Source organism: Alkalihalobacterium alkalinitrilicum (assembly GCF_002019605.1).
Classification (GTDB): domain Bacteria; phylum Bacillota; class Bacilli; order Bacillales; family Bacillaceae_F; genus Alkalihalobacterium; species Alkalihalobacterium alkalinitrilicum.
This window is the reverse complement of record NZ_KV917368.1, coordinates 1,323,336-1,349,884: the sequence shown is the minus strand read 5'-3', so window position 1 is coordinate 1,349,884 and position 26,549 is coordinate 1,323,336. Positions and strand designations below refer to the sequence as shown.

The 26,549-nt window shown below is 34.9% G+C and carries 30 protein-coding genes and 2 pseudogenes; 25 read left to right on the top strand and 7 right to left on the bottom strand.

Annotation, left to right across the window (positions count from 1 at the left end):
• The first annotated feature begins 221 nt into the window (after nt 1-221).
• The 7 genes from pfkA to BK574_RS06355 all read left to right on the top strand — a co-directional run bounded on the left by pfkA (nt 222) and on the right by BK574_RS06355 (nt 8,306).
• Nucleotides 222-1,181 (top strand): 6-phosphofructokinase, encoded by a 960-nt coding sequence (gene pfkA, locus BK574_RS06380; protein ID WP_078427982.1) that lies wholly within the window; start codon nt 222-224, stop codon nt 1,179-1,181.
• A gap of 245 nt (nt 1,182-1,426) precedes the next feature.
• The gene (locus BK574_RS06375; RefSeq protein ID WP_078427981.1) at nt 1,427-1,846 is read left to right on the top strand and encodes a universal stress protein; all 420 of its coding nucleotides are present in this window, start codon (nt 1,427-1,429) and stop codon (nt 1,844-1,846) included.
• A 158-nt stretch (nt 1,847-2,004) separates the two neighbouring features.
• Nucleotides 2,005-2,280 (top strand): hypothetical protein, encoded by a 276-nt coding sequence (locus BK574_RS06370; protein WP_078427980.1) that lies wholly within the window; start codon nt 2,005-2,007, stop codon nt 2,278-2,280.
• Nucleotides 2,281-2,438: 158 nt separating this feature from the next.
• Nucleotides 2,439-2,591, top strand: coding sequence for a hypothetical protein (locus tag BK574_RS27830; protein WP_169917337.1), 153 nt, complete (start codon nt 2,439-2,441; stop codon nt 2,589-2,591).
• A 329-nt stretch (nt 2,592-2,920) separates the two neighbouring features.
• The gene (locus BK574_RS06365) at nt 2,921-4,039 is read left to right on the top strand and encodes an NAD(P)/FAD-dependent oxidoreductase (RefSeq protein WP_078427979.1); all 1,119 of its coding nucleotides are present in this window, start codon (nt 2,921-2,923) and stop codon (nt 4,037-4,039) included.
• A gap of 265 nt (nt 4,040-4,304) precedes the next feature.
• Complete coding sequence (locus tag BK574_RS06360) at nt 4,305-6,488, top strand: hypothetical protein (RefSeq protein ID WP_078427978.1); 2,184 nt, start codon at nt 4,305-4,307, stop codon at nt 6,486-6,488.
• A gap of 870 nt (nt 6,489-7,358) precedes the next feature.
• Nucleotides 7,359-8,306 carry an MBL fold metallo-hydrolase gene (locus BK574_RS06355; protein WP_078427977.1) on the top strand — a complete coding sequence of 316 codons (948 nt, stop codon included), beginning with the start codon at nt 7,359-7,361 and terminating at the stop codon, nt 8,304-8,306.
• A 143-nt stretch (nt 8,307-8,449) separates the two neighbouring features.
• On the opposite strand, the gene BK574_RS06350 is transcribed toward BK574_RS06355, so the two are convergent.
• Together BK574_RS06350 and BK574_RS28770 are read right to left on the bottom strand one after the other, a co-directional pair.
• Entirely contained in the window at nt 8,450-8,626 is a 177-nt protein-coding gene (locus tag BK574_RS06350; protein ID WP_078427976.1) for a YfhD family protein, read from the bottom strand.
• Nucleotides 8,627-8,661: 35 nt separating this feature from the next.
• Nucleotides 8,662-8,793 (bottom strand): hypothetical protein, encoded by a 132-nt coding sequence (locus tag BK574_RS28770; RefSeq protein WP_274379407.1) that lies wholly within the window; start codon nt 8,791-8,793, stop codon nt 8,662-8,664.
• 142 nt (nt 8,794-8,935) lie between these two features.
• On the opposite strand from BK574_RS28770, the gene BK574_RS06345 reads away from it, so the two are divergent.
• Nucleotides 8,936-9,133 (top strand): cysteine-rich CWC family protein, encoded by a 198-nt coding sequence (locus BK574_RS06345; protein ID WP_078427975.1) that lies wholly within the window; start codon nt 8,936-8,938, stop codon nt 9,131-9,133.
• Nucleotides 9,134-9,279: 146 nt separating this feature from the next.
• Nucleotides 9,280-10,176, top strand: a complete 897-nt coding sequence (locus tag BK574_RS06340) for a hypothetical protein (protein ID WP_078427974.1) — start codon at nt 9,280-9,282, stop codon at nt 10,174-10,176.
• Nucleotides 10,177-10,487: 311 nt separating this feature from the next.
• On the opposite strand, the gene BK574_RS06335 is transcribed toward BK574_RS06340, so the two are convergent.
• Entirely contained in the window at nt 10,488-11,198 is a 711-nt protein-coding gene (locus BK574_RS06335; RefSeq protein ID WP_075389148.1) for a DUF421 domain-containing protein, read from the bottom strand.
• Between the two features lie 258 nt (nt 11,199-11,456).
• Between BK574_RS06335 and BK574_RS06330 the strand changes: the two genes are divergently transcribed.
• From BK574_RS06330 to BK574_RS06320, 3 genes are read left to right on the top strand one after another with little or no spacing between them, the layout of a single operon-like run.
• Complete coding sequence (locus tag BK574_RS06330; RefSeq protein ID WP_078427973.1) at nt 11,457-12,656, top strand: acyl-CoA dehydrogenase family protein; 1,200 nt, start codon at nt 11,457-11,459, stop codon at nt 12,654-12,656.
• A gap of 38 nt (nt 12,657-12,694) precedes the next feature.
• Complete coding sequence (locus BK574_RS06325; RefSeq protein WP_078427972.1) at nt 12,695-13,306, top strand: acyl-CoA dehydrogenase family protein; 612 nt, start codon at nt 12,695-12,697, stop codon at nt 13,304-13,306.
• A gap of 41 nt (nt 13,307-13,347) precedes the next feature.
• Entirely contained in the window at nt 13,348-13,848 is a 501-nt protein-coding gene (locus BK574_RS06320; RefSeq protein ID WP_078427971.1) for an acyl-CoA dehydrogenase family protein, read from the top strand.
• Between the two features lie 93 nt (nt 13,849-13,941).
• Here BK574_RS06320 and BK574_RS06315 read toward each other — a convergent pair whose 3' ends face one another.
• Nucleotides 13,942-15,303: an IS4 family transposase gene (locus BK574_RS06315; protein ID WP_078427970.1), complete on the bottom strand. Its 1,362-nt coding sequence runs from the start codon at nt 15,301-15,303 to the stop codon at nt 13,942-13,944.
• Between the two features lie 394 nt (nt 15,304-15,697).
• Here BK574_RS06315 and BK574_RS06310 point away from each other — a divergent pair.
• The 11 genes and pseudogenes from BK574_RS06310 to BK574_RS06265 form a co-directional block, all read left to right on the top strand.
• A pseudogene (locus tag BK574_RS06310) lies at nt 15,698-16,468 on the top strand (MBL fold metallo-hydrolase); the annotation flags it as partial.
• A 96-nt stretch (nt 16,469-16,564) separates the two neighbouring features.
• Complete coding sequence (locus tag BK574_RS28765; protein WP_274379406.1) at nt 16,565-16,696, top strand: hypothetical protein; 132 nt, start codon at nt 16,565-16,567, stop codon at nt 16,694-16,696.
• Between the two features lie 136 nt (nt 16,697-16,832).
• Nucleotides 16,833-17,402, top strand: a complete 570-nt coding sequence (locus BK574_RS06305) for a class I SAM-dependent methyltransferase (protein ID WP_078427969.1) — start codon at nt 16,833-16,835, stop codon at nt 17,400-17,402.
• A gap of 30 nt (nt 17,403-17,432) precedes the next feature.
• The gene (locus tag BK574_RS06300) at nt 17,433-17,816 is read left to right on the top strand and encodes a DUF302 domain-containing protein (protein ID WP_078427968.1); all 384 of its coding nucleotides are present in this window, start codon (nt 17,433-17,435) and stop codon (nt 17,814-17,816) included.
• 69 nt (nt 17,817-17,885) lie between these two features.
• Entirely contained in the window at nt 17,886-18,248 is a 363-nt protein-coding gene (locus tag BK574_RS06295; protein ID WP_078427967.1) for a YidH family protein, read from the top strand.
• A 125-nt stretch (nt 18,249-18,373) separates the two neighbouring features.
• Nucleotides 18,374-18,634: a metal-sensitive transcriptional regulator gene (locus BK574_RS06290; RefSeq protein ID WP_078427966.1), complete on the top strand. Its 261-nt coding sequence runs from the start codon at nt 18,374-18,376 to the stop codon at nt 18,632-18,634.
• 59 nt (nt 18,635-18,693) lie between these two features.
• Nucleotides 18,694-19,053 carry a rhodanese-like domain-containing protein gene (locus BK574_RS06285; protein WP_075389163.1) on the top strand — a complete coding sequence of 120 codons (360 nt, stop codon included), beginning with the start codon at nt 18,694-18,696 and terminating at the stop codon, nt 19,051-19,053.
• Nucleotides 19,054-19,078: 25 nt separating this feature from the next.
• On the top strand, nt 19,079-19,375 hold the full coding sequence (locus BK574_RS06280; RefSeq protein ID WP_078427965.1) for a rhodanese-like domain-containing protein: 297 nt from the start codon (nt 19,079-19,081) through the stop codon (nt 19,373-19,375).
• A 28-nt stretch (nt 19,376-19,403) separates the two neighbouring features.
• A pseudogene (locus BK574_RS06275) lies at nt 19,404-19,522 on the top strand (DsrE/DsrF/DrsH-like family protein); the annotation flags it as partial.
• Nucleotides 19,523-19,573: 51 nt separating this feature from the next.
• Nucleotides 19,574-20,701 carry an MBL fold metallo-hydrolase gene (locus tag BK574_RS06270; RefSeq protein WP_078427964.1) on the top strand — a complete coding sequence of 376 codons (1,128 nt, stop codon included), beginning with the start codon at nt 19,574-19,576 and terminating at the stop codon, nt 20,699-20,701.
• Nucleotides 20,702-20,794: 93 nt separating this feature from the next.
• Nucleotides 20,795-21,025: a sulfurtransferase TusA family protein gene (locus tag BK574_RS06265; RefSeq protein WP_075389179.1), complete on the top strand. Its 231-nt coding sequence runs from the start codon at nt 20,795-20,797 to the stop codon at nt 21,023-21,025.
• 119 nt (nt 21,026-21,144) lie between these two features.
• On the opposite strand, the gene BK574_RS06260 is transcribed toward BK574_RS06265, so the two are convergent.
• Entirely contained in the window at nt 21,145-22,605 is a 1,461-nt protein-coding gene (locus BK574_RS06260; protein ID WP_158211552.1) for an ATP-binding protein, read from the bottom strand.
• Between the two features lie 340 nt (nt 22,606-22,945).
• Here BK574_RS06260 and BK574_RS06255 point away from each other — a divergent pair, with 340 nt between their 5' ends.
• On the top strand, nt 22,946-23,317 hold the full coding sequence (locus BK574_RS06255; protein WP_078427962.1) for a PilZ domain-containing protein: 372 nt from the start codon (nt 22,946-22,948) through the stop codon (nt 23,315-23,317).
• Nucleotides 23,318-23,629: 312 nt separating this feature from the next.
• On the opposite strand, the gene BK574_RS06250 is transcribed toward BK574_RS06255, so the two are convergent.
• Both BK574_RS06250 and BK574_RS06245 read right to left on the bottom strand, forming a co-directional pair.
• On the bottom strand, nt 23,630-24,508 hold the full coding sequence (locus tag BK574_RS06250) for a radical SAM/SPASM domain-containing protein (protein WP_078427961.1): 879 nt from the start codon (nt 24,506-24,508) through the stop codon (nt 23,630-23,632).
• A 210-nt stretch (nt 24,509-24,718) separates the two neighbouring features.
• Nucleotides 24,719-25,399: a hypothetical protein gene (locus tag BK574_RS06245; RefSeq protein WP_078427960.1), complete on the bottom strand. Its 681-nt coding sequence runs from the start codon at nt 25,397-25,399 to the stop codon at nt 24,719-24,721.
• A 177-nt stretch (nt 25,400-25,576) separates the two neighbouring features.
• Between BK574_RS06245 and BK574_RS06240 the strand changes: the two genes are divergently transcribed.
• Nucleotides 25,577-26,323 (top strand): Cof-type HAD-IIB family hydrolase, encoded by a 747-nt coding sequence (locus tag BK574_RS06240; RefSeq protein WP_078427959.1) that lies wholly within the window; start codon nt 25,577-25,579, stop codon nt 26,321-26,323.
• The last annotated feature ends 226 nt before the right edge of the window (nt 26,324-26,549 follow it).

Below are 26,549 nucleotides of genomic sequence, written 5' to 3'. Positions count from 1 at the left end.
GTGATAAAAACAACACGTTAAAACCATTATCTCATCTTCGATATTTGTTTTAAAATACCCTTTTTATGACGATGACGAGTAATGCATTTTTATTCTCTAAAGAGAAAATACTACTTTTTGTATCGTGGTAAAAAAAACCACTGAAAATAGAACTAGCGTTTTACTATAATTTAATTAAAAATATACATAATCCTTTATCCATAATGGAAGGAGTTAATGTTATGAAGAAAATAGCCGTTTTAACGAGTGGTGGTGACTCACCAGGCATGAATGCCGCAGTACGAGCCGTAGTACGGAAAGCACTATATCACGACATAGAGGTATTTGGCGTTTATCGAGGATATACAGGTTTAATAGAAGGTGATTTGAAACCATTTCATTTAGGATCAGTTGGGGATATTATTCATCGTGGTGGAACGATATTACATTCTGCAAGAAGTGAAGAATTTAAAACAACTGAGGGACAACTAAAAGCTGTAAAGCAACTTCAAGACCGGGACATTGATGGTTTGGTCGTAATTGGTGGAGATGGTTCATACCGTGGAGCAGATAAATTAGTTGAACACGGAATAGCAACAATAGGTGTACCGGGAACGATTGATAATGACATTCCAGGTACCGATTTTACTATTGGGTTTGATACAGCACTTAACACCATTATTCAAGCCATAGATAAAATAAGAGATACTGCAACATCACACGAACGCACATTTTTAATAGAAGTGATGGGTAGACATGCTGGTGATTTAGCTCTTTGGAGTAGTTTAGCTGCTGGTGCAGAAACGATATTGATACCTGAAGTGCCTTATAAAATTGAAGAAGTAATCGAACGGTTAGAGCGCGGAACGAGGCGAGAAAAGAAACATAGTATCATAGTAGTAGCAGAAGGAGTTGGCAGTGCGATTAAAATTGGGGAAGAAATAAAGAGTAAGACAAGTCTTGAACCAAGAGTTACAGTGCTCGGACACCTTCAACGTGGTGGGCAACCTTCAGCTTTTGATCGAGTACTAGCAAGCAGACTTGGCGCATTTGCAGTAGAGTTATTATTAAGTGGCAAGAAAGGGCTTTCAGTTGGAATAGAGAGTAATCAATTGGTTTATTATTCAATAAGTGAAGTATTAAAAAGAAAACATACGATTGACGAGACAATGTATCAGCTGTCTCATCATTTATCGATTTAACATATGAATTGAAATTGGAGGAGAGGACTAATGAAACTAAAATTTTCTCCTTAATTGGCAATGGCTTGGTCAGATGACGAACGAGTGCCCTCCTTTTCCGTTTTCAGTTAAGGATAAAATTTATTATTATCTCAAGCTTCTATATTTAAATCGATAGCAAAAAGCATATCTTGTTTGATAAAGCTTTTCGTTATATTATTATTTATATAAAGATAAAAATTGGTTTTTTTGGGAGTAGTGATGAAATGTTTCAACGAATTCTTGTAGCAGCAGATGGCTCAGAACACTCTTTGAGAGCAGCTGAAAAAGCAATTGCACTTGTTCAGGGAAACGAGGAAGCTGTTATTGAAACTGTCTATGTGGTAGATGGGGCAACATCGAAAGCGGATGTCCTTCATAATAGAGGTTCATTTGAGATCGCGAATAAAAGAAAAGAAAGACTTAAAGGTATCGTCGAACAGTTGGAATTAGCTAAAGTCCAATATGAAATTAAAACGCTTCATGGTGAACCTGGACCAACAGTTGTTAACTATGCAAATGAACATGACTTTGATTGTGTGCTATTAGGAAGTAGAGGATTAAACCGACTACAAAGCATGGTCCTTGGAAGTGTTAGTCATAAAGTTGCAAAACGTGTAAAAAGTCCAGTAATGATTGTAAAATGACAGATATAAGGGGATACAACAATTTTTATTGAATTGTTGTATCCCCTTTTTATTCCATTTTTCGAAAAGAGGAATTTTTATAATCAGTATATTAAATTTGAATTTAGGAATTATAAACGAGTAACAAAAATCACTTACTCATATAGGGGGATTTTACGGTGCAACAAAACCAACAAACACAACAAGCAGCACAGCAGGCACAACAAGCTATCCAACAAGCACAGCAAGCCGTTCAGCAAGCTACACAACAAGCAAGTCCTCAAGATCTTCAACAAGCTCAACAGCAATTGCAACAAGCACAACAACAGCTACAGCAAGCGCAAAATAGTTCTCAACCTGCTCAACAGCAACAATTCCAACAAGTGCAACAAGAACTTCAACAAGCTTCACAGCAACTTCAACAATTACAACAACAACAAAATCAACAACAATAATTAATGAAGGTGATATGTAGTATAAGCCATACCTATATATCACCTTTCTAGTGTTTTCTTCCAACCCTTTTCATCTAAACTTTAATATAGTCTCCATACATAAGTACACCATTTTTTGAAAAAACTGAATGTGTACAACATCGAAGGAGGGATATGAGATGGCACGTGGTAAAAGCTTGAATCACAAGAAAAAGAGTCACCCAGGTGAGTTCCCTAAAAATAGTGAACAGAAACAACCGAAAATTGAATCATCAGGAGATGATGGTTACTTAGTCACAAAAGAAGCATTTAAAAATCGTCTCCCAGAATAACTCTAATATAGTTTGAAAATTTATCCCGCAACAACTAAATGAACACAGGCTATATGCGCCATGTCCTTTAGTAACCTCTTTGTGAGCCACATCGTGTGGGTCTCAATTAACCATCAGTGGGGAAAAGGAAAACTCCCACTGATGGAAGTTCACTTTATAACCTTTTTACATCAACTTTTTACTTTAATTTAAATAGAAACAGTAATATAAAAAATTGAAGGTTTAAAGTGTCTGTCTCACACCGTATTACTTTAAAATCATTTGTTCGATTTTAAATTGTTTTGTAAAATGTTTTAAAGAACATATTACGAAACAGAAAAGGTGTTTTAATGAATACATATATTGTAATCGGAGCAGGAATTCTCGGGGCATCAACAGCTTATCACCTTGCTAAAACAGGTGTAAACGTTATATTAGTAGACCGTCAAGACATTGGACAGGCGACTGATGCAGCGGCTGGGATCGTTTGTCCATGGCTAACGCAACGGAGAAATAAAGCTTGGTACCAACTTGTCAAAGGAGGAGCGAAATATTATCCAACTCTAATTCGAGAGTTAGAATTGATTGACGAAAAGAACACTGGCTACACAAGAGTTGGCGCAATCAGTTTACATACGGATGATCAAAAACTTGAACAAATGATGGAACGTGCACACCAACGAAAAGAGGGTGCACCAGAAATCGGTGAAATTAAACGCTTATCTCCAGCTGAAACAAAATTATTATTTCCACCACTTTCTGAAGAATATAGTGCCGTTCATATTAGCGGAGGTGCACGCGTAAATGGAAGAGCACTACGTGATGCATTAGTTAATGCAGCGAAAAAGAAAGGTGCAAATGTAATCATAGGTAATGCATCATTAGATTTCGTTAATCATCGCGTAATCGGAATTACTATCGATAACGAAAAGCTTAAAGCTGACCAAGTGATCGTTACAGCAGGAGCTTGGGCAAAGGATTTACTTCATCCACTTGATATCAACTTCTTAGTTACACCACAAAAAGCACAAATCGTCCATTTAGAATTACCAAATACCCAAACGAGTGCGTGGCCCGTCGTGATGCCACCAAACAATCAGTACTTGCTTGCATTTGATCACGGGAGAGTTATTGTGGGGGCTACCCATGAAGATGAAATGGGCTTTGATACTCGAGTTACACCTGGTGGAATTCATAAAATTTTCGATAAAGCACTTGGAGTAGCGCCAGGTTTGGCGAATAGTACTTTCGTTGAAACGAGAGTCGGGTTCCGACCATTCACCCCAGGATTTCTTCCTGTCATCGGGGCATTACCTAATGTTGAAGGGGTATTTATTGCTAATGGGTTAGGGGCATCGGGATTAACTGCAGGACCTTATCTAGGAGCTGAACTTGCGAAACTAGTCTTAGGAGATGATACAGAAATCGATATTTGTCACTATGATGTAGCTGGAGCAATACAAAACTAATTGAATGCTTCCCATAAAGACCAGAAATATTATTCAATATAAATCGAATAATATTTCTGGTCTTATATTCTTTGTCACATTATCTATCCAGAACTGATACCAGTAGAGAATATATCTACAAAACAATTTCTTTTTACTAGTTTATCATAGATAGATAACTAATTTCTAAAACGAATAGAAGCATATTCTTTTAAAAAAGCATCATCCTAATTTTTGAAGTGATATAATAGACCTAGCAAATATACAAACCTTGGGGGAACTTTTCATGTCTGTTGCAAATTTTGAATTATGGTTAGATGAAAGCGGAAATTTTATTGATGAACAAAAGAAAACTGGTGCCCCTTCCATTGTAGGTGGAATGCTCGTTCCAGTAAAAAAGAACAATGATCAATGGGCTTCTGCATTAGTTACGCAAACAAGAGAGAAATACAATATAAAAGAAAGATACATACATGGTACGGAATTACATGGAAACAAATATGGCGAGATGGCAGTTGAACTTTTACAAAAGTGTATTGACGAGGACGCTCGACTTATCATTTTTGAAAATGAAGAAAGAATTGATATTGTTAACAGTGATATGACCTACTTAAATATTCTGGCTGAAGGGATCATTCAATTACTACAAACTCTAGCAGCTGAACACGAAGAGATTAAACTATCCATTCTTGCAGCTAACCGAGTAAAAGTAGATGGAATGCAAGATAGACAAGAAACGATATTAATTAAAGACTATGAATATAAAGAGCGCCTAGCAGAAAAAATTGCTTTGAGTATGGCGAGAAGAAATCTTATGAACGGCAGTAACTGGAACTGGTCATTTCAATTAGATTCAGCAAAATCGAACCCACGTTTAATGCTCGCAGATGTTGTATGTCATTCGTGGTTTGTTCAGGACGGCAGAAAATTCACTGATGTAACAAGAGAATTACTCCGAAACCTCTATAAGCCTGCTTTCGTATTTTCAGTATTTGAACATGCAACAGAAGCGGCGATCCGACGTTCGTTAATGGCAGGAACTATCGGTGAGGCATTATTTGAATGGTTGGATGCGAAAACTGCAACATCAGTAAAGCCTTCTTATGTAAGTACTGAGATAGCAACTACAATTGAAGAAGATTTGGATTACAGCTATTATCTTCAGTTAATTGCAACGAAATTAACCCAGATACCAGAATTTGCACAAGCTACACAGCTTTCGATCGTAGAAAATCATGTTGAAACGCTCATTTCGATCGATCGTAATTTTGATAAAGCTACAAGAATGCTAGAATTAATTAAACATGAAGTAGCTCCAGCTCTTGCTAAAGCTGGGGTAAAAGAGAAACGGTTTTTCTTTAAAGTTTATATTAACTTATTAAAGATTGCGAACCATCGAGGAAATGTCATTCTTGGATCTGAGCAAATCGAAATTAGCCGTTCGTTATTAGACCAACTTGCTGGTAGATGGGAAACTATAGACGATGTAATTGGTTATATGATATTGGAAGGGGTTCATCGTATGAACACCTACGATTTTCAAGGAACCATTGATGGAATGAATAAAGTTCAAAAATTTATTGATACATCTTTTGAGTTACTGTCCATCAGTTTATTAGAAGATTTATCCCTTTTTTCTGAAGATATGAAGTCAAATTTAAAAGGAAAAGTTCTAGGGACCCGTCTACAAGCGAGAAGCTTTTTAATTCGCGAAGATCGAGAGCAAATAGTACTTGCACGAAAAGATTCAGATGATGCAATTGAAGAGTTTTCAACTCAAAGCGATTTAAACCGGCAATATCAATATCGTTGTCAAATTGAGTGTGAAGCAAAAGAACCGATTGAAGCACTTAAATGGTTAGGGAAGGCATTTCAAACTACCTATAAATCAACAAATGATCTACAGACACTTATGAAAAAAATTCACGAAGCAAGGTATATAGACCAAATCTTTGGAGCGATGCATTATTCAAGAGCTTTGGTCAGCGCGTATGAATGTAACGAATTCGATTTAGCAGAACGAATGTACGAACAATGGGTAAAAAGTAAAATTGAACAAACATTGTTTAGTATAGATGTGAAAGAACATCCTTATGAAATTATCCTATGGAAACATGCGTATTATTTAGGAAAAACAAATCGTTTGAAAGCAGCAATTGAAAAGTATGATCAAGCCTATAAAATTTGTAATCATTCAGTAAATCGTTATACACTTCGTTCCATCGGTCTAGGTATATTATTTGAAAAAACGTCTGTATTGCAAATAGCAGGAAAAAAATATTCACATGAGGCAAAAAAGGCACTCCAAATTGCCTGTAAGCAATATGATGAATTTATGAAAGAAGGTCTCCCGGAACAACTGAATTCGTATTTCGAACAATTTAAACCAACAATCGAAAATCTACATTCGCTGTCCGAAGAAGACCAAAGTAAAATTTTGTATACACTTTCTCTCAAAATACCTTATTAATTTATAAAATGATTTCATTAAACTAGTAAGAAACAAATGGAAAAGATGGTTGATCTTATAAGGTTTATCAACTGATATCATTTCGCTATATATCTGATAGCAATATGTTAACTTTTCTATACGGTATGCCATCATTCATTCAAAGTATAAAGATTACTTATTTTTATTTTTTTTAAAGGCAGTTAGGGAAATTATTGCTGCTTTCCAGGGTTAACTAGGACGATCATTCGAGCACCAATTAGTTTATTAGGTAAAAAGTTATTCAAACGAGAAAGGAATAAAGAGCGATTAATATTTGAAGACGAACGTAAACCCGTCGAGGAAAAACAGCCCAAAAAAGAAAGCGGAAATCCTTTTAGATCTATTGAAGGGCAGGCTCGTACACTAGGTGAGAAATCTAATCTCACTGTAAAAGTCAATGGGCGTAATAGGCAGATATCAAATTTTTTTGGGAAATGAGTCAGGAGTATCGATCTTCAACATTGAACAGTTCTTAAATCATTTAGATCAACAACTACAACAAGGTGATATTCCTAATGAGGTTAAAGTTCAAGTTTCATGTAACTCTCCCTATTGACAGGGAGAGTATTTCATTTTCCAGACAAATACATCTACAGAGATGTATTCCTATACTATTTTGAAGAACATCACGTCCTTTATTTTCAAGAAAACTTACCCGATATTGATCTACAAGACCGAATCAAAGCAAAATGAGTGATTACACGATCGGTAAAGTGTATAATCAATAAATAGAATGAAAATTCAAAAAGTAAATTTAAGGTTAGGTTCACTATAATCTCATGAAGATGAAAGTAAATTCCGAAAAAAATTAAGGGATCTGTAACCAGTAGAGATGGAGGTATTAATAAAATGAATTTAAATGAGTTAGGGGTCAAGATGGTAACGATCGATTTACCTTTTAGATTGAACCATGTTAATTGTTTTGTAGCTGAGAGTGAGGATGGGACCGTTACAGTTATCGATACAGGCTTAAATAATAGTACTTCAAAGGAAATGTGGTTAAATACACTTCGAGGGAAAAAAGTTTCCAACCTTTTTCTAACCCATTATCATCCCGATCATTACGGATATGCAGGACAACTTCAAGAATATACTGAAGCCAAAGTATGGATGTCACGAGAAGATGCCAAAGTGGCAAAAATAGCTTGGGAACCCGATACAACACGCGCGTACCAGTCTTTCTATTACCAATGTGGCTTACCAGCTGAGATGATCAATAAACTTTCAGAAGATACTAGAGGATTTATAGGGAAAGTAACCCCACACCCTACAATTAACCATCATTTTGATGAAGGAATGAAAGTAAACATTGGCAAATACGAATATGAAGTCATCTTTACACCAGGTCATTCAGGAGGCTTAGTCTGTTTTTTTAATAGAGAGAAAAGTATCTTATTTTCTACAGACCATATCCTTCCGAAAATTACACCGAATATTTCGTACCATGTTTACAGTTTACAAAACCCGTTAGCTACTTATTTACAATCATTAGAGAAAACAAGGGAATTAGAAGCAAACTTTGTAATACCATCTCACGGAAAACCATTTTATAATGCCAATCAACGGATTGATGAAATCATTCATCATCATAAAGAACGTATAGAAGAGACATATGATATTATTGGTCAAGGAATTAATGTAATCGAAGCTTGTAAAAAACTATTTCAAAAAGAATTTACCATTCATGATGTCCGTTTTGCGCTAGGAGAGACGGTTGCTCATTTGGAGTACTTATACCATCAAAAGGAATGTACGAAAGAACTTCGGGAAGGACAATGGTATTATCAGGTGAAATAATCTATTTTGTGAGCGTTATCAAAACGAGGTAAAGCAGCTAAGTGGTTACTAAAATTGCAATATTAATTACTAGTTTTTATACAAACAGTGGAAACTATTTTCCACTGTTTGTATAGCTTATAATACCTATACTTTAATGCCTTTTATTTACGTTCAACTTCAGTTGGAGAATAGCCTGGCCTTGCTTTTAATTCATAACGATCATCGAGTTCTTTTGCAAGCTCTAAATCTTGATCATCTGTTTTAATGTCTTTTTTAGGTGTTTGTGGTAAGCCCGCTTTATTTTTGTCACGTGCTTTTTGTTTTCTAGCTCGTCCCATTAATCATCGTCTCCTTAGAATGTTAATTGTATTTCTTAATATTCAATGTCTTCATAATCTTTAGGTTGGGGGACAGGCTGTTTGTTTGCTTTATTTGAAGTGTCGCCGATGTTTTGTAGCGGTTCTTGTCGTTTATCTTTTCGTAATTGTTTTCCTTGTTTCTTCATTGTATTCCCCCCTTTCCGTTGTTCTTCTTATAATATGTGCTATATTGGTTGATTTGATTATCGATAAGGAGTGTTTCGTGTCCATTTCAGGTAATTAAATATTGGTAGTAAAAAATTGAAATATGAAAGGAGAGAATGAAGGATGACAATTGATGCTAAGAAATGTCCTATTTGTAATAAAGATAATCGTTGTGGAAATGAACAAAATCAACCATCATGCTGGTGTAGTATGGAGTCTTTCCCTGATGAAATTTTCAAATTAATATCTGATGAAAAACGTAACAAAGCGTGTATTTGTAAAGAGTGTTTAGAAAGATATAATCAACAGATCAGAATTTAATCACCTGTTAACGCCGTGTTGTTCTTCTTTTTTACTGCCAATAACACTTTTACATGGAAAACTCTTACTATGTGAACTATCCAGCCAAGGAAATAAGTGTTAGAATATTAAAACAAATAGTATTTAAAGTTTTAGGGGGAGAATAAATGAATTCAAGCCATCCTTGGTATGTCTTAAGTTATGCACTTAGTAAAGAAACAACCATTTTAGAAGACTGTCTGCAACAATTGCAGGACGTTCCAGTAGGTGGAATTGCGGTATTACCTGAATATGTAGGAAATACAGTGGAGTTTTCTGAAATCGCTTTCTCAAAATTAAAAGAAGTAAGTAAAGAACGAAAAATAAATATAATCACTACGCTTAATATCATTCCTGTAGATTTACCTGAAGCAGAAGCAGGAAAAAACTACAACACCTTAACGATTTTCACAAAAAAAGGAAAAGTACATACACCCCAAGCTAAAATAACTCCACAATCATTTGAGCGCAAACAATATGACGAGAAATTTCCTGCTATTAATGTAGGGGACTACGACTATTTAAACAAAGTCGAAATTGACATCAATGGTGAAAAGAAAACAATATTATTTGTCATTTGTTCTGACATGTATACATTATTAGCAGGGGTTAAACAAATTGAAGACTTGAAGGCTGATCTTTGTATTACTCCCGGAAACTTCGGTAACGGTGCGGAACAAGCGGTTTATCGTATTTTAGATAAATTTAGACTAGCTCGGATCTTTGAAACGACAATCTTTTCTAATCCTTATCAAAAATTGAAAAAACCTACACAAACACCTTTAGTTCAGAGAGCAACAGATTACATAAAGCAAGACGAAACAAAAGAAATGGTCGAACTTACAGATTGGGACCGCATCCAATTAATTAAAGAAAATGTTGCTTTTTATCAAGATGAACATGTGCCAAGTTTTGTTCATATGGCTAGTTTGACGCAGATGGACAGTGGAAGAATGACGATCGGAAAAAGTCGGTTTGATGTTGATGTGAAAGTAAGAACATATCCTCATGTCATTTATTTTTAATTACGTAAAACTCTAGAATGATTAAACCTAATTTAGAATGATTTAAACTTACACAAGAAAAGACAATGTACATCAGTGCGCAGTGTCTTTTTTATGTTTTCATTTAGCCCAGAGAAACTGGCAGTAATACCCCCACTTCAAGACTTCGAGGATCCCAGAAGGATTAGTGGGGGATAAACTGCTAGTAACAACTAAATGAACACAGATTAAATGCGCCACGTCCTGTGGCAACGTCTGTGTGATCCACATCGTGTGGGCCTCAACTAACCATCAGTCGGAAAGAGGAAACCCCCACTTATGGTAGTTTCACTTTATTCTTTATCAATAGGAGATACTATGTGATCCCGATATGTATCAATGTAGACATTTCCATTTGGTGAGAGCACCGCATAAGCCACATCATTAAGGGAATAATTCCGCTTCTTTACCTCGCTCGCTAACCAACAATGACTAAGATCGTTTTCTTGTAAATTCTTTTCCAAAATCTCTCCATCCATAATTAATTCAATTGGTAATTTCGTTTCAGGAGGTGCAGGTAAGTTTAAGTCCTGTTTTGTAACCGTACGATATTGTGGCTTTTTTAACACCGTTAACGTCCCGTTCGGTTCAATAATTGCAAACAATACCTCTTCAATATTAAAAACATCCCGTTCTCGAAGCTGTTGATTTAAATAATCAAATGTATAACGCATCTTTCGCATATTTGCCTCTAATACTCTGCCGTTCTGTATGAGAATGGTTGGATCCCCAGCAAAAAACTTTCTCGCCTTTCTATTTTTCATAGAGATAAAAGCTGTTACGAGGCTAACAAAAATAAATATGAAAAAGGCAAGCAGAAAATGATGAATGGCAATCGTTGTATTAAAAGCTAAATTCGCAGTGATTGAACCTAACGAAATTGCTGCAATAAAATCCATTGTATTCATCTGTGAAATGAGTTGTTTACCTAATAAACGCGCACCTATTAATAAAATGGTAAATGCCATAATCGACCGAATGATTACTTCAATATGCTCCGCCATACTAAAACTCCTGAAAATTGTTGTTTTTTCTCAACTTATACAGCATTATTTTCTACTATGAAAAATGAAATATTCTAAAAGCAACTGTTTTTTCCGAATCGTGAGCGAAACTACATGCAATTGTATCAACTTATTGAATTATGATTAAAATCACAGAATTTTTATAAAATTTTAGTTAAATTAAGATAGGGGGACTTATGGAAAAAAAGAAGGCTGTTTCTTTGTTGTTATTCATTAATTTTGAGGGAGTGAATCAAATTGTATCATTTTAATCCATCGAAAGAGCAAAAAGACTTACTAAAAAAAGCAACAGAGTTTATGGATGAATATGTTTATGTAAATGAAAAGTATATGATATCTCACCGGGGATTACCTGATGACTTATTAAAACCATTACAAGAAAAAGTAAAAAGTTTAGGAATGTGGGCAGCTCATCTTCCGAAAGAAGCAGGTGGAACTGGTATGGGTTTTGTATCCTTGGGTCTACTTTCTGAAGTCATTGGTAGAAGCCCCATTGCACCGTACATTTTTGGATCAATGGCACCAGACTCAGGGAATTCAGAAATATTATGGCATGCCGCGACACCAGAACAGAAAGTAAAATATTTTAAACCACTTGTAAATGGAGAAATTCGATCTTACTTTGCTATGACGGAGCCAGAAGTTTCAGGTTCAGACCCGCGTATGCTTCGAGGGATAGCTCATTTAGATGGAGAAGAATGGGTGATTAATGCATATAAATGGTTTTCAACAGGGGCTGTGGGTGCAGCATTTTCTATCGTAATGGTTGTAACAGATTCTGAAGCCCCCCCTCATAAAAGAATGAGTTTATTCCTTGTTGATGCTGATACACCTGGTTGTGAAATTGTTAGGGAAGTTGATGTTATGGGTGAACATATGGTTGGTGGACACTGTGAAGTTCTTTTTACAAATTGTAGAATCCCAAAAGAAAACATGTTAGGTAATCGTGGTGATGGCTTTAAATTAGCTCAATTACGTCTTGGTCCTGGTAGAATTACTCATGCGATGCGCTGGTTGGGTGTGGCCGAACGCAGTCTAGAGATATTAATTGATTATGTTACGAAGACTGAGAAAAACGGGAAATCATTGAGTGAAGATCAAACCATTCAAAATTTCATTGCTGATTCTGTAACAGAAATTCAAGCTGCTCGACTTTTAACTTTACAAGCTGCTTGGAAAATGGATCAAGGTGATGAAGCTAGACAAGAAGTGTCGCTCATTAAATTATATGGAGCGCATATGGTAAATCACGTTGTAGATCGGGCGATTCAAGTGCTTGGCTTGTACGGTTTAACCAAAGATACACCTCTAGAAGCATTGTATCGTGAAGCACGTGCAGCAAGAATTTATGACGGACCTGATGAAATCCACCAAATGGTTATTGCGAAACAGGCTATTAAAGATTATAAAAAAGACCATTCACTGATTCTTTCTTAAAAGGAATGACCAGATGTACATTTTGAGGGGGACTAGAAATGAAAAAAATGTTAGTTGAAGAAGATTCACAATTATTACAAAAAAATATTGCTTCTTTTCTTCATAAATATGTAATACCTGAAGAACAAAAGGTCATGCCTAGCTTGGAGAAACTGCCAGAAGAGGTGGTTATGCAATTACAGAAAAAAACAAAAGAGATGGGTCTATGGTTCTTAAACGGGAAAAATGAATGGGGCGGATCAGAATTATCCATCTATGATCAGGTCCTTTTAAATATTGTAGCCTCTCAACATCATCGCGGACTTTTCGACCCTGGTTGCGGCGCCTTCGGCAGTGACCTTCCTAGTTTTTTAGATCATTGTACACAAGAACAAATAGACAAATATGTTGTACCATCTATCGAATCAGGGCGAGGATGTTATGTTGCAATGTGGGAAAAACATGAAGGAAGTGATCTCGAGCAACTAGAAGCACATGCTACACGATCGAATAATGGCTGGTTGCTCAATGGGGAAAAAAAGTATGTAGCTAACATAGAACAAGCTTATTTTGGTATCGTTTTAGTACATGTTATTAAGAATGGAAAAAAAAACCAACCTTATTTATTATCAATAACGAAGATATTACTAAAAAAGAAAAAAACAAACTGAAAGATGTTAGAACACTAACAGATATAACATTTAATCATTTAATGTTAGAGCAAGATCGTATCATTGGCGAAGTCGGTGAGGGTGATCGTCTTCTTCAGTCTTGGATAACAGAATCTCAGGTATTATTGGCTAGTCGTTGTTTAGGTATTGCTAAATTCGCATTAAATCAAGCAATCGACTATGGCCAAATGAGAATAACTAGGGGACAACCATTAACACGATTCCCTGCAGTGCGTACGATGATAGCAACATCTATTACTGAAATAGAAGCAGGAAGCTTATTAGTAAAAGAGTCAGCGAAACATGTAACGAATAATCATGAGAATGGCCCATATTTTGCTAAAATGGCAAAAAGGTATGCGACAGATGTCGCTTTTAAAATAATAGATGATGTTTTACAACTCCATGGGGGAGCAGGTTATACAAAGGATTTGCCTTTCGAACGTTTATATAAAGAATTACGATTTGCCCGTTTGGAATTCTTGAATTCAGAAGTCATCAATAATGATTTGGCAGAAAGGTATATAGAAAAGATGCTTTAATATATGAATAACAAATAAAAGAATTTTATCTAGTAGTGCACACGATAACATTGATGTGCACTACTTTTTTTCTAGTCGACATTAATAAATAACTCAACTTTCGCACACTGAAATAGGCAGGTAGACCTTGATGTAGTTAGGTAAGCCTGCAATCCAGTGTTGTAGTTGACATTGAATTAATTTTTGAATCTTTTTGTTACTTTCTTTTAGAATATCTTGAAGAAGCTCGATTAGCTGCCCAAGTGCAACAGCCCAATCAAGATCACTGATTTCATCACATAATTCATAGAATAGACCGCCTAATGTTCTTTGGTCTGTGCTACAACGGTTCTGCCAAGAGAGTACAATGTATCTAGTAAACACAATCGTGGTATGACAAATCAAGGAGTCATAAGAACGACCTTGAAACTCCTTTTGTAGCTTTAATAATGACTTTGTTGTTTTAAAAAAGACTTCAATGTCCCAGCGAATTCCATAGATACGAATGATTTCTTGTTCACTTAAACAACAATCTGTACTTAAAATTGCCAACCATTTGCTCTTTTTATTACGATTGCGGACAAAGACAATTTTGACAGGAATCCCATTCGCTTGTGTGGTATGAATCGAACGAAGAATTCCCTTCTTACCCTGGATAGGAGTGGCTAAGTGATACAGTTCTTTTAGACCGAACTTCTTTCCTTGGATAAGATAACGTTGCTTTAAGTTTTTCACCATGCCAATGACATCAAGACCTTGATCCTTGATCTCTTTAATAAGCGGCTGATGTGTAAACCAAGTATTCATCAGCACATAAGAGGCTTCAATTCCCGAGTTCATGGCACGCTGAACCATCGATGGAATTTGTTCAGGTGAAGATTGTAATGCTTCGACACGTCGCTTATAACCAGAACTGCGTTTATCAATTTTATCTGATATTCCATTGATGACACTGTTTTTAGAGCTCAATAAGGAAAAGTCTACAGGCATAAACGTTGTACCGTCAGACCAACCCAATGTAAGCATACGAAAGCCTTTGTAAAAGCGCATTTTTTGAGAAGCGTGGTCAAAACAACGCGCAAGAAGTTCAACTGATTTACTTCGATTTTTATCATAAGAAGAATCGTCAACAATCAGCACTTTGATACGCTCATGATTCGTAAGGTTACTTACTTTTTCAATCGAGTGTGTGCTTAATAAGAGTAGAAACCTTCTCCATGAATAAGTGGAATGGTTTAAGAAACGATAGACCGCGTCTTTAGCTGGAATATCCGTAGATTTCCTACTTTCGAGTGTTCGAAACCAGTTTTTGTTTTCAAAGATCAAACAGAAAATGAGCTGAAATAAATAAGCACAGGTAAAGCCAAAAGACTTGGTAATTCCAGCTTTTCTAAGATGTTTTAACACTTTTAGTTCTTTAAAGGTAGATTTTAATTCATTTGGTAGTTGCTTAGTTTGGTCATTATTCGCTATCATATAGAGGACACCTCTTCTGTATGGAATGTTTGATTCTCGACAAATCAACTATACCAAACGGATGGGTGTTTTTTTATGCAAATTTTTCGTGTCAATGAAAGTATTTCAATGACGTCAGCAACTACTGTTGGTTGAGCTTAATGAACTTTTATTGGTGCGAAAGTTGAGTAAATAAAATGTGTGATTTTTGTCACATTCTATAAAGAAATCATAGTGTAATATACATTATAGGGTATATACCTTAAGTGGTAATTAAGGGACCAATGAAGGCTAATATGATGAGTAAATAAATAGTTATTGTCGGTGGAGTCGCTGGAGGAGCAACAGCTGCAGCACGCTTAAGAAGAATAGATATTTTTATCGGTTCTAAATGCTCACTTCATGCATTATTACAGGTGGTGCTATTTATCAATTCATTCGCATTGGTAAAGGGTGTTTATCTTATATCATTGAGTCAAACGGTGAAGCTGCAATTATTGATACCGTTCGTATTGTGGAGCCTTTTGAACAATTCATGAATGAACATAACTTAAAGTTACAGCATGTTATTGATACCCATCTGCACGCTGACCATATTTCAGGTGCAAGAACATTATCCGAAAAATATGGAGCAACGTATCATTTACCACCTAAAGATGCAGAAGAAGTCGAATTCAATTACACACCTTTAGAAGACGGAAATGAAATAACAGTTGGTAATACTATGATAAAAGCCGTATATTCACCAGGTCATACAATCGGAAGTACCTCATTGATTGTTGATGATATGTACCTTTTAACTGGGGATATTTTATTTATTGATTCCATTGGTCGACCAGATTTGGCTGGTAAAGCAGAGGACTGGGTTGGAGATTTACGAGAAACCCTTTATAAAAGGTATAAGGGGTTAGCAGATCATTTAATTGTATTACCTGCTCATTATATGGGAATCAACGAAATGAATGATGATGGAAGCATCTCAGATTCACTTGGTACTCTTTATCAAAAAAATCATGGCTTAAATGTTCAGGCAGAGGATGAATTTAGAAAAATGGTTACAGAAAATCTTCCACCACAACCAAATGCATATCAAGAAATTCGCGAAACAAATATGGGTAAAATAACACCAGATGCAGAAAAACAAAGAGAGATGGAAATAGGACCAAATCGTTGTGCCGTTCGTTAAGAAGTAAATTCATTTTATCTGGTTAAACCTTAATAGTAAAGGGTGCTGTTAAGAGCACCCTTTTTACATAGTATTAGTAGCAAAAGGAGATAACCCATGAGTATTTTAAAAAATAATTTAGAATGCTACCAAAGTATAAACGATCGGACATGGTTAATTGTTGCGATTATGTTAATTCCTCAAGTTATGGCGATGTGGAAGTTTCACTTTATCAACCAAGGGTGTTGACATCATTGGCTGTATATTTCATGTTGAATCAGGAGAATTAGAAAGAGTAACGTTATAAAAAGGGATTATTAACTGTTTGACAACTTTTGTATGATCAAGTATTATACCCATATAGGTATATGAGGAGGGCAAAAATATGGCTGGTGTACGTTTTGATCCAAGGAAAGCTGATAAACTTATTAATCCGAAACGATATGAACTGATCACACCTGAAAAAACGATTGAACGATTCGGTATAAAACAAGGGGACATCGTAGCCGATTTAGGCGCAGGAAATGGTTTTTTTACGATTCCGATAGCTGAAAAAACAAAAACAAAAGTATATGCAGTTGATATTGAGCCACAAATGTTAACTTTACTGGAGGAACGTGCTAAGAAAGCAAATCTTGACGAAATCGTTTATGTTACAAGTGATTTGCAAGATATCAAAATTGAAGATCACTCCGTCAATCATGCACTTATTTCTCTCGTTCTCCATGAGGTTTCAGACCTCAAACTAGTATTAGCTGCAGTGAAACGAATACTAAAAACAGATGGTCAACTTCTAATTATCGAATGGGAAGCTGTCGATTCTAAAATGGGACCACCGTTAAATGAAAGAATTTCTTCAAATGCCATGAAAAAAATTTTAGAAAAAAATGACTTTAAAGTAGAAATTGTAGAACTCGCTCCAGTTATTTATGGAATGATCGCAAAACCAATTTAGTAAGACGCATAATACTAGGGGGGTATCATGATGTTTCATTATACTGTGGAAACAGATCAATCGACTGAAGAAATAATTAAAACACTAGAAGCAAATTTAAAAAAAGATAAGTTTGGTGTTCTTTGGGAATTTGATGTACAGCAAAAATTAAATCAAACGGGCTTAGAATTTTCGCAACCTTTTACAGTATTAGAAGTATGTAATCCACATGAAGCTAAACGTGTATTAGATAAGAATATTTTAGTCGGTTATTTCTTACCTTGTAAAATCGTCGTTTATAGCGACGAGGGCAAAACAAAAATTGGTATGCCAAAACCGACAGCATTAATTCAGTCAGTAGATGACGAAGAGTTAAATGCAATCGCAAATGATATTGAAAAACGCCTCATTGCTTCTATTAATAAAAGTATTTAACCGGTACTTACCTCTTGTTGAAGTTTCTACTTTACAAGAGGTTTTCTGAATACATGGGAGGTGCTATAAATGAATAAAAAAGAAGAAACGGAAGATTCGAAATACATTCAACAACATTTGGCAAACGAAAGAACATATCTTGCATGGATTAGGACTGCTATTGCAATGATTGGGATCGGATTTTTAGCAACTACTTTACATTTCAATACTCCTCTTGTTGACTACTTAGATAATACTTTGGCCATGTTTATTAGTCTTTTTTCGTTAATCCTAGGCCTTATAACGATTTTATTTGCTACATTTATTTATTTTAGAAATAGAAAAAATATAAATACACAAACCTTTCAATCTTCATATAAGATTATCATTTTTATCACGGTTGTTATATGCTGTATTTTATTATTGTTTACCATATATTATTTTGGTTTATAAAGGGTTGACAATATACCTGTATAGGTATATTGTATTAAATATCAACACGTCACATTTTTATATAAAAACAGACTGAAAGAACACATATCATTATTACAATCCATTAGTACGGGAGGGGTACCGCCATGAATTATAATGTTCAAATGAAAAATAGATTAAAAAGAGTGGAAGGCCAAATTAGAGCAATAGTAAGAATGATGGAAGAACAAAAAGATTGTAAAGAACTAGTTATACAACTATCAGCAGCGCGTAATGCATTAGATCGAACTTTAGCTGTCGTTGTTAGTGCAAACCTAGAACAATGTGTACGAGAGCAGATCAATAAAGGTGAAGATACAGAAGCTCTAATACAAGAAGCTGTTAATATGTTAGTCAAAAGCAGATAACAAAAAAATTTTTGAACATTCAAATACCTAACTGGGTATAAAGCGGAGGAATTTTAACTATGGAATACTTAAATTTCATTATCCCAGCACTTCTATTCTTATTTCTATTACAAAAGATATTGCCAACAAAAGGTGTTAGACAAATGACAACAGTTGAGTTAAAGCAGGAACTCATAAAGAAAGAAGTTCAATTTATTGATGTGAGAACAACTGGAGAGTACAAATCCAACCATATTAAAAAATTTAAAAACATCCCACTCCAAGACCTTTCAAACAAAGTAAGTCAACTATCCAAGGAGAAAGAGATCGTAGTAATTTGCCAAAGTGGGATGAGAAGTAATAAAGCGACAAAACTGTTAAAAAAATTAGGATTTAAAAAAATAGCCAATGTAAAAGGTGGCATGAGTGCTTGGAATTAAATAATAAAATTGGAGGTTAGCAACTATGAAAGAAATGACAGCAAACGAAGTCCTTGAATTATTAAAAAGTGAGAATGAAGTAATCATCATAGATGTCCGTGAAGTAGCGGAAGTCGCAGCAGGCAAAATACTTGGATCAATAAATATACCTTTGGGATTGTTGGAATTTCGAATGCATGAATTAGATAAGACAAAGGACTATATTATCGTATGTCGGTCAGGTGCTAGAAGCGCAACAGCAGTTAATTTCCTTGATAATTACGGCTATAATGTCACCAACCTTATCAGTGGAATGAATGCTTGGTTGGGTGAAGTCGCATAAAGTAATTTACAGTCAGTGGGAGTCTTAGCAACAGACAATGGATGTTATGGGATTAGAAAAAGATCAATTTGTTAATGGTATCGATGTGGGTGGTGCGATTACATTTTTAAATTTGCCAAAGTTGCAAATGTTTCGTTAACGTTCTAAATAGAAATCTATATTTTTTTTAATTAAAATATACTAGTGGCGGTATGTGAGGTGACTGTAAAAGCAATGTTAGCAAAAGATGTAACAAAGAAAGTTTTCAATAAAGAAGAATTATTTATATTAGATGTGCGAAATGAAACGGACTTTACAGATTGGAAGATTGAAGGGGAAAAGTTCGATTATTTAAATGTCCCATATTTTGATTTACTAGATGGTATTGAAGGAACTCTCGATAAAATTCCAACCAATAAGGACATCTTAGTCGTCTGTGCTAAAGAAGGTTCTTCCATTATGGTTGCAGAAATGCTTGCGGAACAAGGTTTAGAAGTCTCTTATTTACAAGGTGGTATGAAAGCATGGAGTGAGCATTTAGAGCCTGTAAAAGTTGGGGATTTAAGAATGGGTGGCGAACTTTATCAATTTGTTCGTGTTGGAAAAGGTTGTTTATCTTACATGGTCGTTTCCAATGGGGAGGCAGCGATTATTGATGCAACTCGTATGACTGGAGTTTATACGGATTTTGCCTCTGAAATTGGCGCGAAGATTACACATGTATTTGATACACATCTTCATGCAGATCATATTTCTGGTGGACGTAGAATCGCAGAACAAACTGGAGGAACGTACTGGTTACCACCAAAAGATGCAACGGAAGTAACATTCGAATACGCAAAATTAGAGGAAGATACCAATGTGAAAATTGGAAATACAACGATTAATATTCATGCCCTATATTCACCAGGTCATACAATTGGGTCAACATCGTTTGTTGTTGATGAGAAATTCCTATTATCAGGTGATATTCTTTTTATTGACTCGATTGGGAGACCAGATTTAGCTGGAAAAGCTGAAGATTGGGTTGCTGACTTAAGAGAATCGCTTTACACCCGTTATCGTGAACTATCTGAGGAATTAGTTGTATTGCCAGCACACTTCATGATTATCGACGAATTAAATGATGACGGAAGTGTTGCTGAGAAACTCGGAACATTATTTGCAAATAACCACGGCTTAAATATAGAAGATGAAAAAGAGTTTAGAAAAATGGTGACCGAAAATTTACCTCCTCAACCCAATGCGTATCAAGAAATCCGTGAAACGAATATGGGAAAAATGAATCCAGACGTTGAAAAACAACGTGAAATGGAAATTGGTCCAAACCGTTGTGCAGTGCGTTAACTTCAAATTAAATGAAAAGAATTGAAAAAGTGAGAACTTTATAGCTGATTCACTAAGCTTAAAAACATCTAACTAGGAGTGGATATTATGACAATGAAAGCAGATAAAGTATTAGATGCAAAAGGACTTGCGTGCCCGATGCCAATCGTTCGTACGAAAAAAGCAATGGATGAATTAAATTCGGGGCAAGTATTAGAAATACATGCAACGGATAAAGGGGCCAAAAATGATTTAGCGGCTTGGGCCAAAACAGGCGGGCATGAGTTATTGAGTGATGCAGAAGAAGCTGGTGTGTTAACGTTCTGGATAAAAAAAGGAGAATAATAGCTGTAAAAGAGAACCCTAAATGGTTCTCTTTTACTTTTAATTCAAAAAACTAAAATATAAAACCCGCCACACAGTAGCTCGACTGTAGTGAAGGGTTATTTTTTTAATGGTTATTTTCAATCGTTATCTTCCGATGTGAGTGGTATTCTGAGTTCGACCACAGTACCCTTATCCATTGTACTACGAATATTAATTTGTCCACCATAAGTTTCAATAATTCGTTTACAAACTACTAGACCTAAGCCTGATCCATCATCTTTCATTGTAAAAAAAGGATTGAAAACTTGATTTAATACTTCTTCAGGCATACCCGATCCATTATCGATGACTTTGATAATCGACTGATTTTGATGCTTTTCTAAAGAAATGATAACTTTACCTCTACCATCACCAATTGCTTCCAATGCATTTTTTACTAAGTTTAAAATCACTTGTTTTACATGATCTTTGACACAAGAAATCGGCAGAGGTTCATTGGAATAAATGATTGATAGGTGTACACTTTTATAATTGGCTTCTGAGCTAATTATGGGCTCTATTTCTTTAATGATGTCATTTACATAATACGTATTTAACGTTTGAGCAGTTGGTTTACCAAGGAGTAATAATTCACTTACGATTGAATTAATACGATTGACTTCGGATTGAATGATCGTAAAATAAAGTTGGTCTTTTTCATCTTTATATTTCTCACTTAATAGTTGAATAAGACCTTTAATCCCTGTTAAAGGATTTCTTATTTCATGAGCTGTACTTGCAGCTAAATTTTCAACTAATTCTAGTTTTTGCATTTCATTTTGTTTCTTTTCTAGTTTGACTTGTTTTTTTAGTAAGAAATATTGAACTAACAAAAATAAAATATGGGTAAAGATTAGTAACAAACCAAAGTATTGTAATAAAATCTGGACGTAAGAAATCTTTTCGACAGGTTCAACCTGAGCCTGAACCGTCCAAGGTACGCTCTCCATTTGAATTTCAAAGCTTATGGGCTCATCATATGGAGTCGAGGAATGTATGACGGCTTGCCCGATATCATCTGTGACAAAAACCTTCTCATTATTTAGCTGTCCTAATAGTGACTCTTCGATTTTATCAATTCTCAAACTACCTAATAAAACACCGTTCACTTCACTACCACTTATGACGGGAGTAGCAATAGTAATAATAAACCGGTTTGTAACCCGGCCAATATGAGCTGGAGAAATTGTGTATTGCCCAGTATTGATTGCATTTTGAAAATATTCACGATCTAAAATATTTATAGGTTGAGTTAGTTCATTCGTTCCAATTAATAAGTCACCTTGTGGATTAGACCAATAAAAACCTGAAAACCTAACATCTTTCTCATGAGTCCTCGTCAAAATTTCTTCCACAGTACTCAAATCACCAGAATTAACATCAATTAAAGTTGCTAACATATCAAGTCTACTCACTGTTTCCCTAATAAACCTTTCAATATGGCTAGCATGAAGATGAGCATAGTTTTGGGCTAGGTTTAGATATTTGTTTTCGTAATCTTCTATTTTATGTAATGCAAGTGCATGGCTTATAATGATGGCTGGTATCAATGTAATCATCAAATATAAGAGTATATTCTTCTTTGACTTGCTGAACCAGTTCAACAAAGTAATTTTCCCCTTTATTTCGCGTTGATTATTTTATTCTATTTTATCATTAATAGTATTGAGATGATAGAAAACATTCTATTTCATATGATCAAATCACACATGAAAGTTAACAAATTTGTTTAATTTTCTTTTTTTACCATGATTAAAACGAAGGTATAATTGTTCTGATAATATGTAACATATAAATATTCTAAAAAAAACTAGAGAAAATAAGTTTAGGGAAATAGAGATGGGGAATATTTTAATAAGTTAAGGACTTTACGATGATACTATAAAAAGGGGATTCAAAATGGGGAAAAGGTTTAAAAGAAATGAAGCATTTAGGTATGATTTTGGAATTTCTTTAGATTGTGAATTTAAACTAACAAAATCTGCAAACGAAAGCATGACCAAACATGATCGAACTGCAGGAAAAGTTATAAATATAAGTCCAAAAGGGTTACAACTAGGTGATGGAGCAAATTCAACTGACATAAAAATAGGTGATCAATTAGAAATAACGTTCACCTTAACCTCAGATACTTTCATATTGGTTGGAGAAGTCGTTTGGAAAAAAAATGAATTTCATGGAAATCTGTATGGTATCCAGTTTCTAACTACAGGGATGGAACAGGCAATCATTGATGAATTAAAAAAGTATGCTAAAGAACAACTAAAATAATAGACTTTATGAGCATGTGCTCCATAAATAAGCAAGGAAGAACGAGGGAAGACATTCTCCCTTAATTTTTCTTTGCTTTTTTTTGGTGTTCTCTTAATTAAATACCTTACTTTTTTTGTAAAACGTATCATTAAAAAATTAAATGAACACAGACGTTGCCATGTCCTGTGGCAACGTCTGTGTGACCCACATAGTGTGGGCCTCAATTAACCATTAGTGGGGGAAAAGGAAAACCTCACTAATGGAAGTTTCACTTTATGTTAACCAAATGAAAAACGGGTGGTTTTTCAATTCCGCCCGTTTTTCTTAAAATTAAGCACCAAATCGTTTTCGATACCCACATTTCCTACATAATTCTTCAACCGCTTCTCGGCGTGAAAACCCATTATATAAATTGTTGGCTCGTTTACCTTCGATTATTTCTGAGAAGGGCGTTTCGTTAATATTACCTAAACTAATAATACCTTCTCCATCAAGACAACATGGAATGACAGTGCCATTTGCTAATATTCCTGCTTGGTTTCTTAGACCGTGACAAAACCCTTTTCCTTCATCTTCTTCTTCATGTAAACTTGACCATTTAAATTCAATGTCTTGGTTCAAGTAAATACGTTCTGCAATTTTCACACCAGTCCCTGGTACGACTTTTTCCTCAATTTTATAATCGAGATTAAATTCATTTTCAATAATTTCAAGGACTTCCCGATTTCGTTTTTTTTGAACATTAGTCAAGTTGTCCTCGGTTAAGTTCCAAAGCCTGAGGGAGACGATTAACTCAGATTGACTTGTAGCTTCCTTAATGAACTGTAAAATACTTCCTACATATCCTTCTTTATCAGTAGATCCTTCATGGCCATCAAAACTGTGAAGTGAAAAGTTCATTTGTCGTAATGCTGGTTTATTGATAATTTTATTCTTAGCTTTACGAAGTAACGTCCCGTTTGTAGTAATATTGACTTTAAATCCTTTTTCGTAACTAATGTCTAATAATTGATCTATTTTAGGATGTAGTAACGGTTCACCTTTGACATGCAAATATATATAATCTGTATGAGGCTTAATTTGATCCAAGCGTTTTGAAAAATCTTCTACTGAAATAAATTGCTTTTGTCTTTCAGTAGGAGGACAGAAGCTGCAAGCAAGATTACAAACACTGGTAATTTCCAAATAAAATTTTTTAAACTTTTTCAATCGGGTATTCCTCTTTTCTATAACTAGTTAGTCATTGTAGAATTCAATTTTCCTCAAAATAGTTATAAGGACTTTCTTATTATAGCAAAACAACGCAAAAGACGCGTATTGTTTAGTAATGGAATTTCATACTATTTAGATAGGTAAGAAGCTGACTCTTAAAGTCAGCTTCTATATGTAGATTTTTAATTATATGGGTAGGAAGGATGTTTAATGAAGTTGTTGTTGAATTCGATCGTGTGTAGTTTCGATTTTTGATGGGAGGATATATAAATATTCAATTAGGCCTTCTAATAATTCAATTAATAATTTAGCCATGTCATCATCAAGTTCTCGTTCTAATTCCAAAATTTGATGAAAATGACTTTCAGGATGAATGAGGCTAGATAACGATGTAATCGGTTTATTTAAATCAAGGTGTTTTGGAAGATGCTCTAATTGTTCAGGAAGTGATTGTCCTTTAACCTTCTCACCTAGAAAGCTTTTTACAACACTTTCAAGGACCCGTTTTGATAGAACAGCGGTAGCGGATGGATCTTTAGACTGGTGAACATTCAACGCTGAACGATAAGCACGGATAAGGTCTTCTGGTATGTTCGAATGGTTTTCAATTTGAGTAAACGGTGTTTTTGAATCATATATAAATATTTCAACTTCTTGATTCGATTTTTCAATATAGTCTGTAAGCATAATTACGAAAGAAGATAATGACTTACATTCAGTGCAATTCCCTTTTGAGAAAAATCCCGTACGGTTTGCTTGGTAATCCGCCTTCAGTGAAAAACGTGCGGTTTTACTACATTCTGGACATTTGCATTTCACCTCTTTAGGAATTTTCACATGACCATACTGACTATAAGATAATATTGAGCCTGGCAATATCCTTCTCATCATTAATCCTCCTAAATGAAAACACAGCAAATCATAACTTTTGAATGAGTAAACTGCCGTCTTTTTATTATCTTACCCAAGATTCTAAAATGCCCCTATAAGACGATCAAAGTAAATTATTCCAAAAAATCTGTTAGAATAAAAGTAATTCTTAGTCCATGGGAGAGGATAGTGAATATGGAAATTGTAAAGAAAAAAAACATAAAATTAATAGCTATTGATTTGGATGGCACGTTGTTAAATCATCAACATGAAATTTCAATGGAAAATCGCAAAGCAATAAAACAAGCTGAAGCTCAAGGTATTCACGTTGTTATAAGTACAGGAAGGACAATCATGGCGTGTGAAGAGTTAGTTAAGTCTCTATCCCTCAGCTCATATCTCATAACAGTAAATGGAAGTGAAATATGGGATGAGAACGGAAAGCTTATCGATAGACAAATATTGGATGTGGAACACATTAAGCATATGTGGCAATTAAAGCAACAACATAATACGTTTTGTTGGGCAGCATCAGTAGGTAACGTTTGGAAAGAAAAGTTTCCTGAAGAATTTACGGAACACGAATGGATGAAGTTTGGCTTTGATGTAAAAGATGATAATATCAGAAAGGTAATTTTAGATGAATTACTACAAATTAAAGAACTTGAAGTAAGTAATTCTAGCTTAACGAACATTGAAATTAATGCTGCAGGGGTAAACAAAGCAAGAGCGATTGAAAAAGTATGTAAACGGTTAGGTATAACAATGGACCATGTACTTTCGATGGGCGATAGTCTTAATGACTTGGCAATGATTAAAGAAGCTGGAATAGGTGTGGCCATGGGAAATGCTCAACCATCTGTAAAAAATGCTGCTGATTGGGTTACAACCTCAAATGTAGAACACGGTGTAGCTGTCGCTATTCGAAAATGGGCACTGTAAAGTAGTGACCGAAAATCAAATTAATATGAATTTTATAAAAAGTAGACAGCCTTACCTTTTGTCAGTGGTAAGGCTGTTTTGTTGATTTAAACCCCATTTTAAAAAAGAAACTTTTTTATTCAAATTTACGTCAAATAAAGCAGTATTAACGTAACTATTTTACAAATCGAAAAGTTAGGATACTAACTATTTTTCTGGAAATCAATCGATATGTATTGTGAAACCC

Bases quoted from the DNA above. Each gene is read 5' to 3' on its own strand.
- pfkA (WP_078427982.1), top strand. From the start codon at position 222: ATGAAGAAAATAGCCGTTTTAACGAGTGGTGGTGACTCACCAGGCATG.
- BK574_RS06375 (WP_078427981.1), top strand. From the start codon at position 1,427: ATGTTTCAACGAATTCTTGTAGCAGCAGATGGCTCAGAACACTCTTTG.
- BK574_RS27830 (WP_169917337.1), top strand. From the start codon at position 2,439: ATGGCACGTGGTAAAAGCTTGAATCACAAGAAAAAGAGTCACCCAGGT.
- BK574_RS06365 (WP_078427979.1), top strand. From the start codon at position 2,921: ATGAATACATATATTGTAATCGGAGCAGGAATTCTCGGGGCATCAACA.
- BK574_RS06360 (WP_078427978.1), top strand. From the start codon at position 4,305: ATGTCTGTTGCAAATTTTGAATTATGGTTAGATGAAAGCGGAAATTTT.
- BK574_RS06355 (WP_078427977.1), top strand. From the start codon at position 7,359: ATGAATTTAAATGAGTTAGGGGTCAAGATGGTAACGATCGATTTACCT.
- BK574_RS06350 (WP_078427976.1), bottom strand. From the start codon at position 8,626: ATGGGACGAGCTAGAAAACAAAAAGCACGTGACAAAAATAAAGCGGGC.
- BK574_RS28770 (WP_274379407.1), bottom strand. From the start codon at position 8,793: ATGAAGAAACAAGGAAAACAATTACGAAAAGATAAACGACAAGAACCG.
- BK574_RS06345 (WP_078427975.1), top strand. From the start codon at position 8,936: ATGACAATTGATGCTAAGAAATGTCCTATTTGTAATAAAGATAATCGT.
- BK574_RS06340 (WP_078427974.1), top strand. From the start codon at position 9,280: ATGAATTCAAGCCATCCTTGGTATGTCTTAAGTTATGCACTTAGTAAA.
- BK574_RS06335 (WP_075389148.1), bottom strand. From the start codon at position 11,198: ATGGCGGAGCATATTGAAGTAATCATTCGGTCGATTATGGCATTTACC.
- BK574_RS06325 (WP_078427972.1), top strand. From the start codon at position 12,695: ATGAAAAAAATGTTAGTTGAAGAAGATTCACAATTATTACAAAAAAAT.
- BK574_RS06320 (WP_078427971.1), top strand. From the start codon at position 13,348: ATGTTAGAGCAAGATCGTATCATTGGCGAAGTCGGTGAGGGTGATCGT.
- BK574_RS06315 (WP_078427970.1), bottom strand. From the start codon at position 15,303: ATGATAGCGAATAATGACCAAACTAAGCAACTACCAAATGAATTAAAA.
- BK574_RS28765 (WP_274379406.1), top strand. From the start codon at position 16,565: ATGAGTATTTTAAAAAATAATTTAGAATGCTACCAAAGTATAAACGAT.
- BK574_RS06305 (WP_078427969.1), top strand. From the start codon at position 16,833: ATGGCTGGTGTACGTTTTGATCCAAGGAAAGCTGATAAACTTATTAAT.
- BK574_RS06300 (WP_078427968.1), top strand. From the start codon at position 17,433: ATGTTTCATTATACTGTGGAAACAGATCAATCGACTGAAGAAATAATT.
- BK574_RS06295 (WP_078427967.1), top strand. From the start codon at position 17,886: ATGAATAAAAAAGAAGAAACGGAAGATTCGAAATACATTCAACAACAT.
- BK574_RS06290 (WP_078427966.1), top strand. From the start codon at position 18,374: ATGAATTATAATGTTCAAATGAAAAATAGATTAAAAAGAGTGGAAGGC.
- BK574_RS06285 (WP_075389163.1), top strand. From the start codon at position 18,694: ATGGAATACTTAAATTTCATTATCCCAGCACTTCTATTCTTATTTCTA.
- BK574_RS06280 (WP_078427965.1), top strand. From the start codon at position 19,079: ATGAAAGAAATGACAGCAAACGAAGTCCTTGAATTATTAAAAAGTGAG.
- BK574_RS06265 (WP_075389179.1), top strand. From the start codon at position 20,795: ATGAAAGCAGATAAAGTATTAGATGCAAAAGGACTTGCGTGCCCGATG.
- BK574_RS06260 (WP_158211552.1), bottom strand. From the start codon at position 22,605: ATGATTACATTGATACCAGCCATCATTATAAGCCATGCACTTGCATTA.
- BK574_RS06255 (WP_078427962.1), top strand. From the start codon at position 22,946: ATGGGGAAAAGGTTTAAAAGAAATGAAGCATTTAGGTATGATTTTGGA.
- BK574_RS06245 (WP_078427960.1), bottom strand. From the start codon at position 25,399: ATGAGAAGGATATTGCCAGGCTCAATATTATCTTATAGTCAGTATGGT.
- BK574_RS06240 (WP_078427959.1), top strand. From the start codon at position 25,577: ATGGAAATTGTAAAGAAAAAAAACATAAAATTAATAGCTATTGATTTG.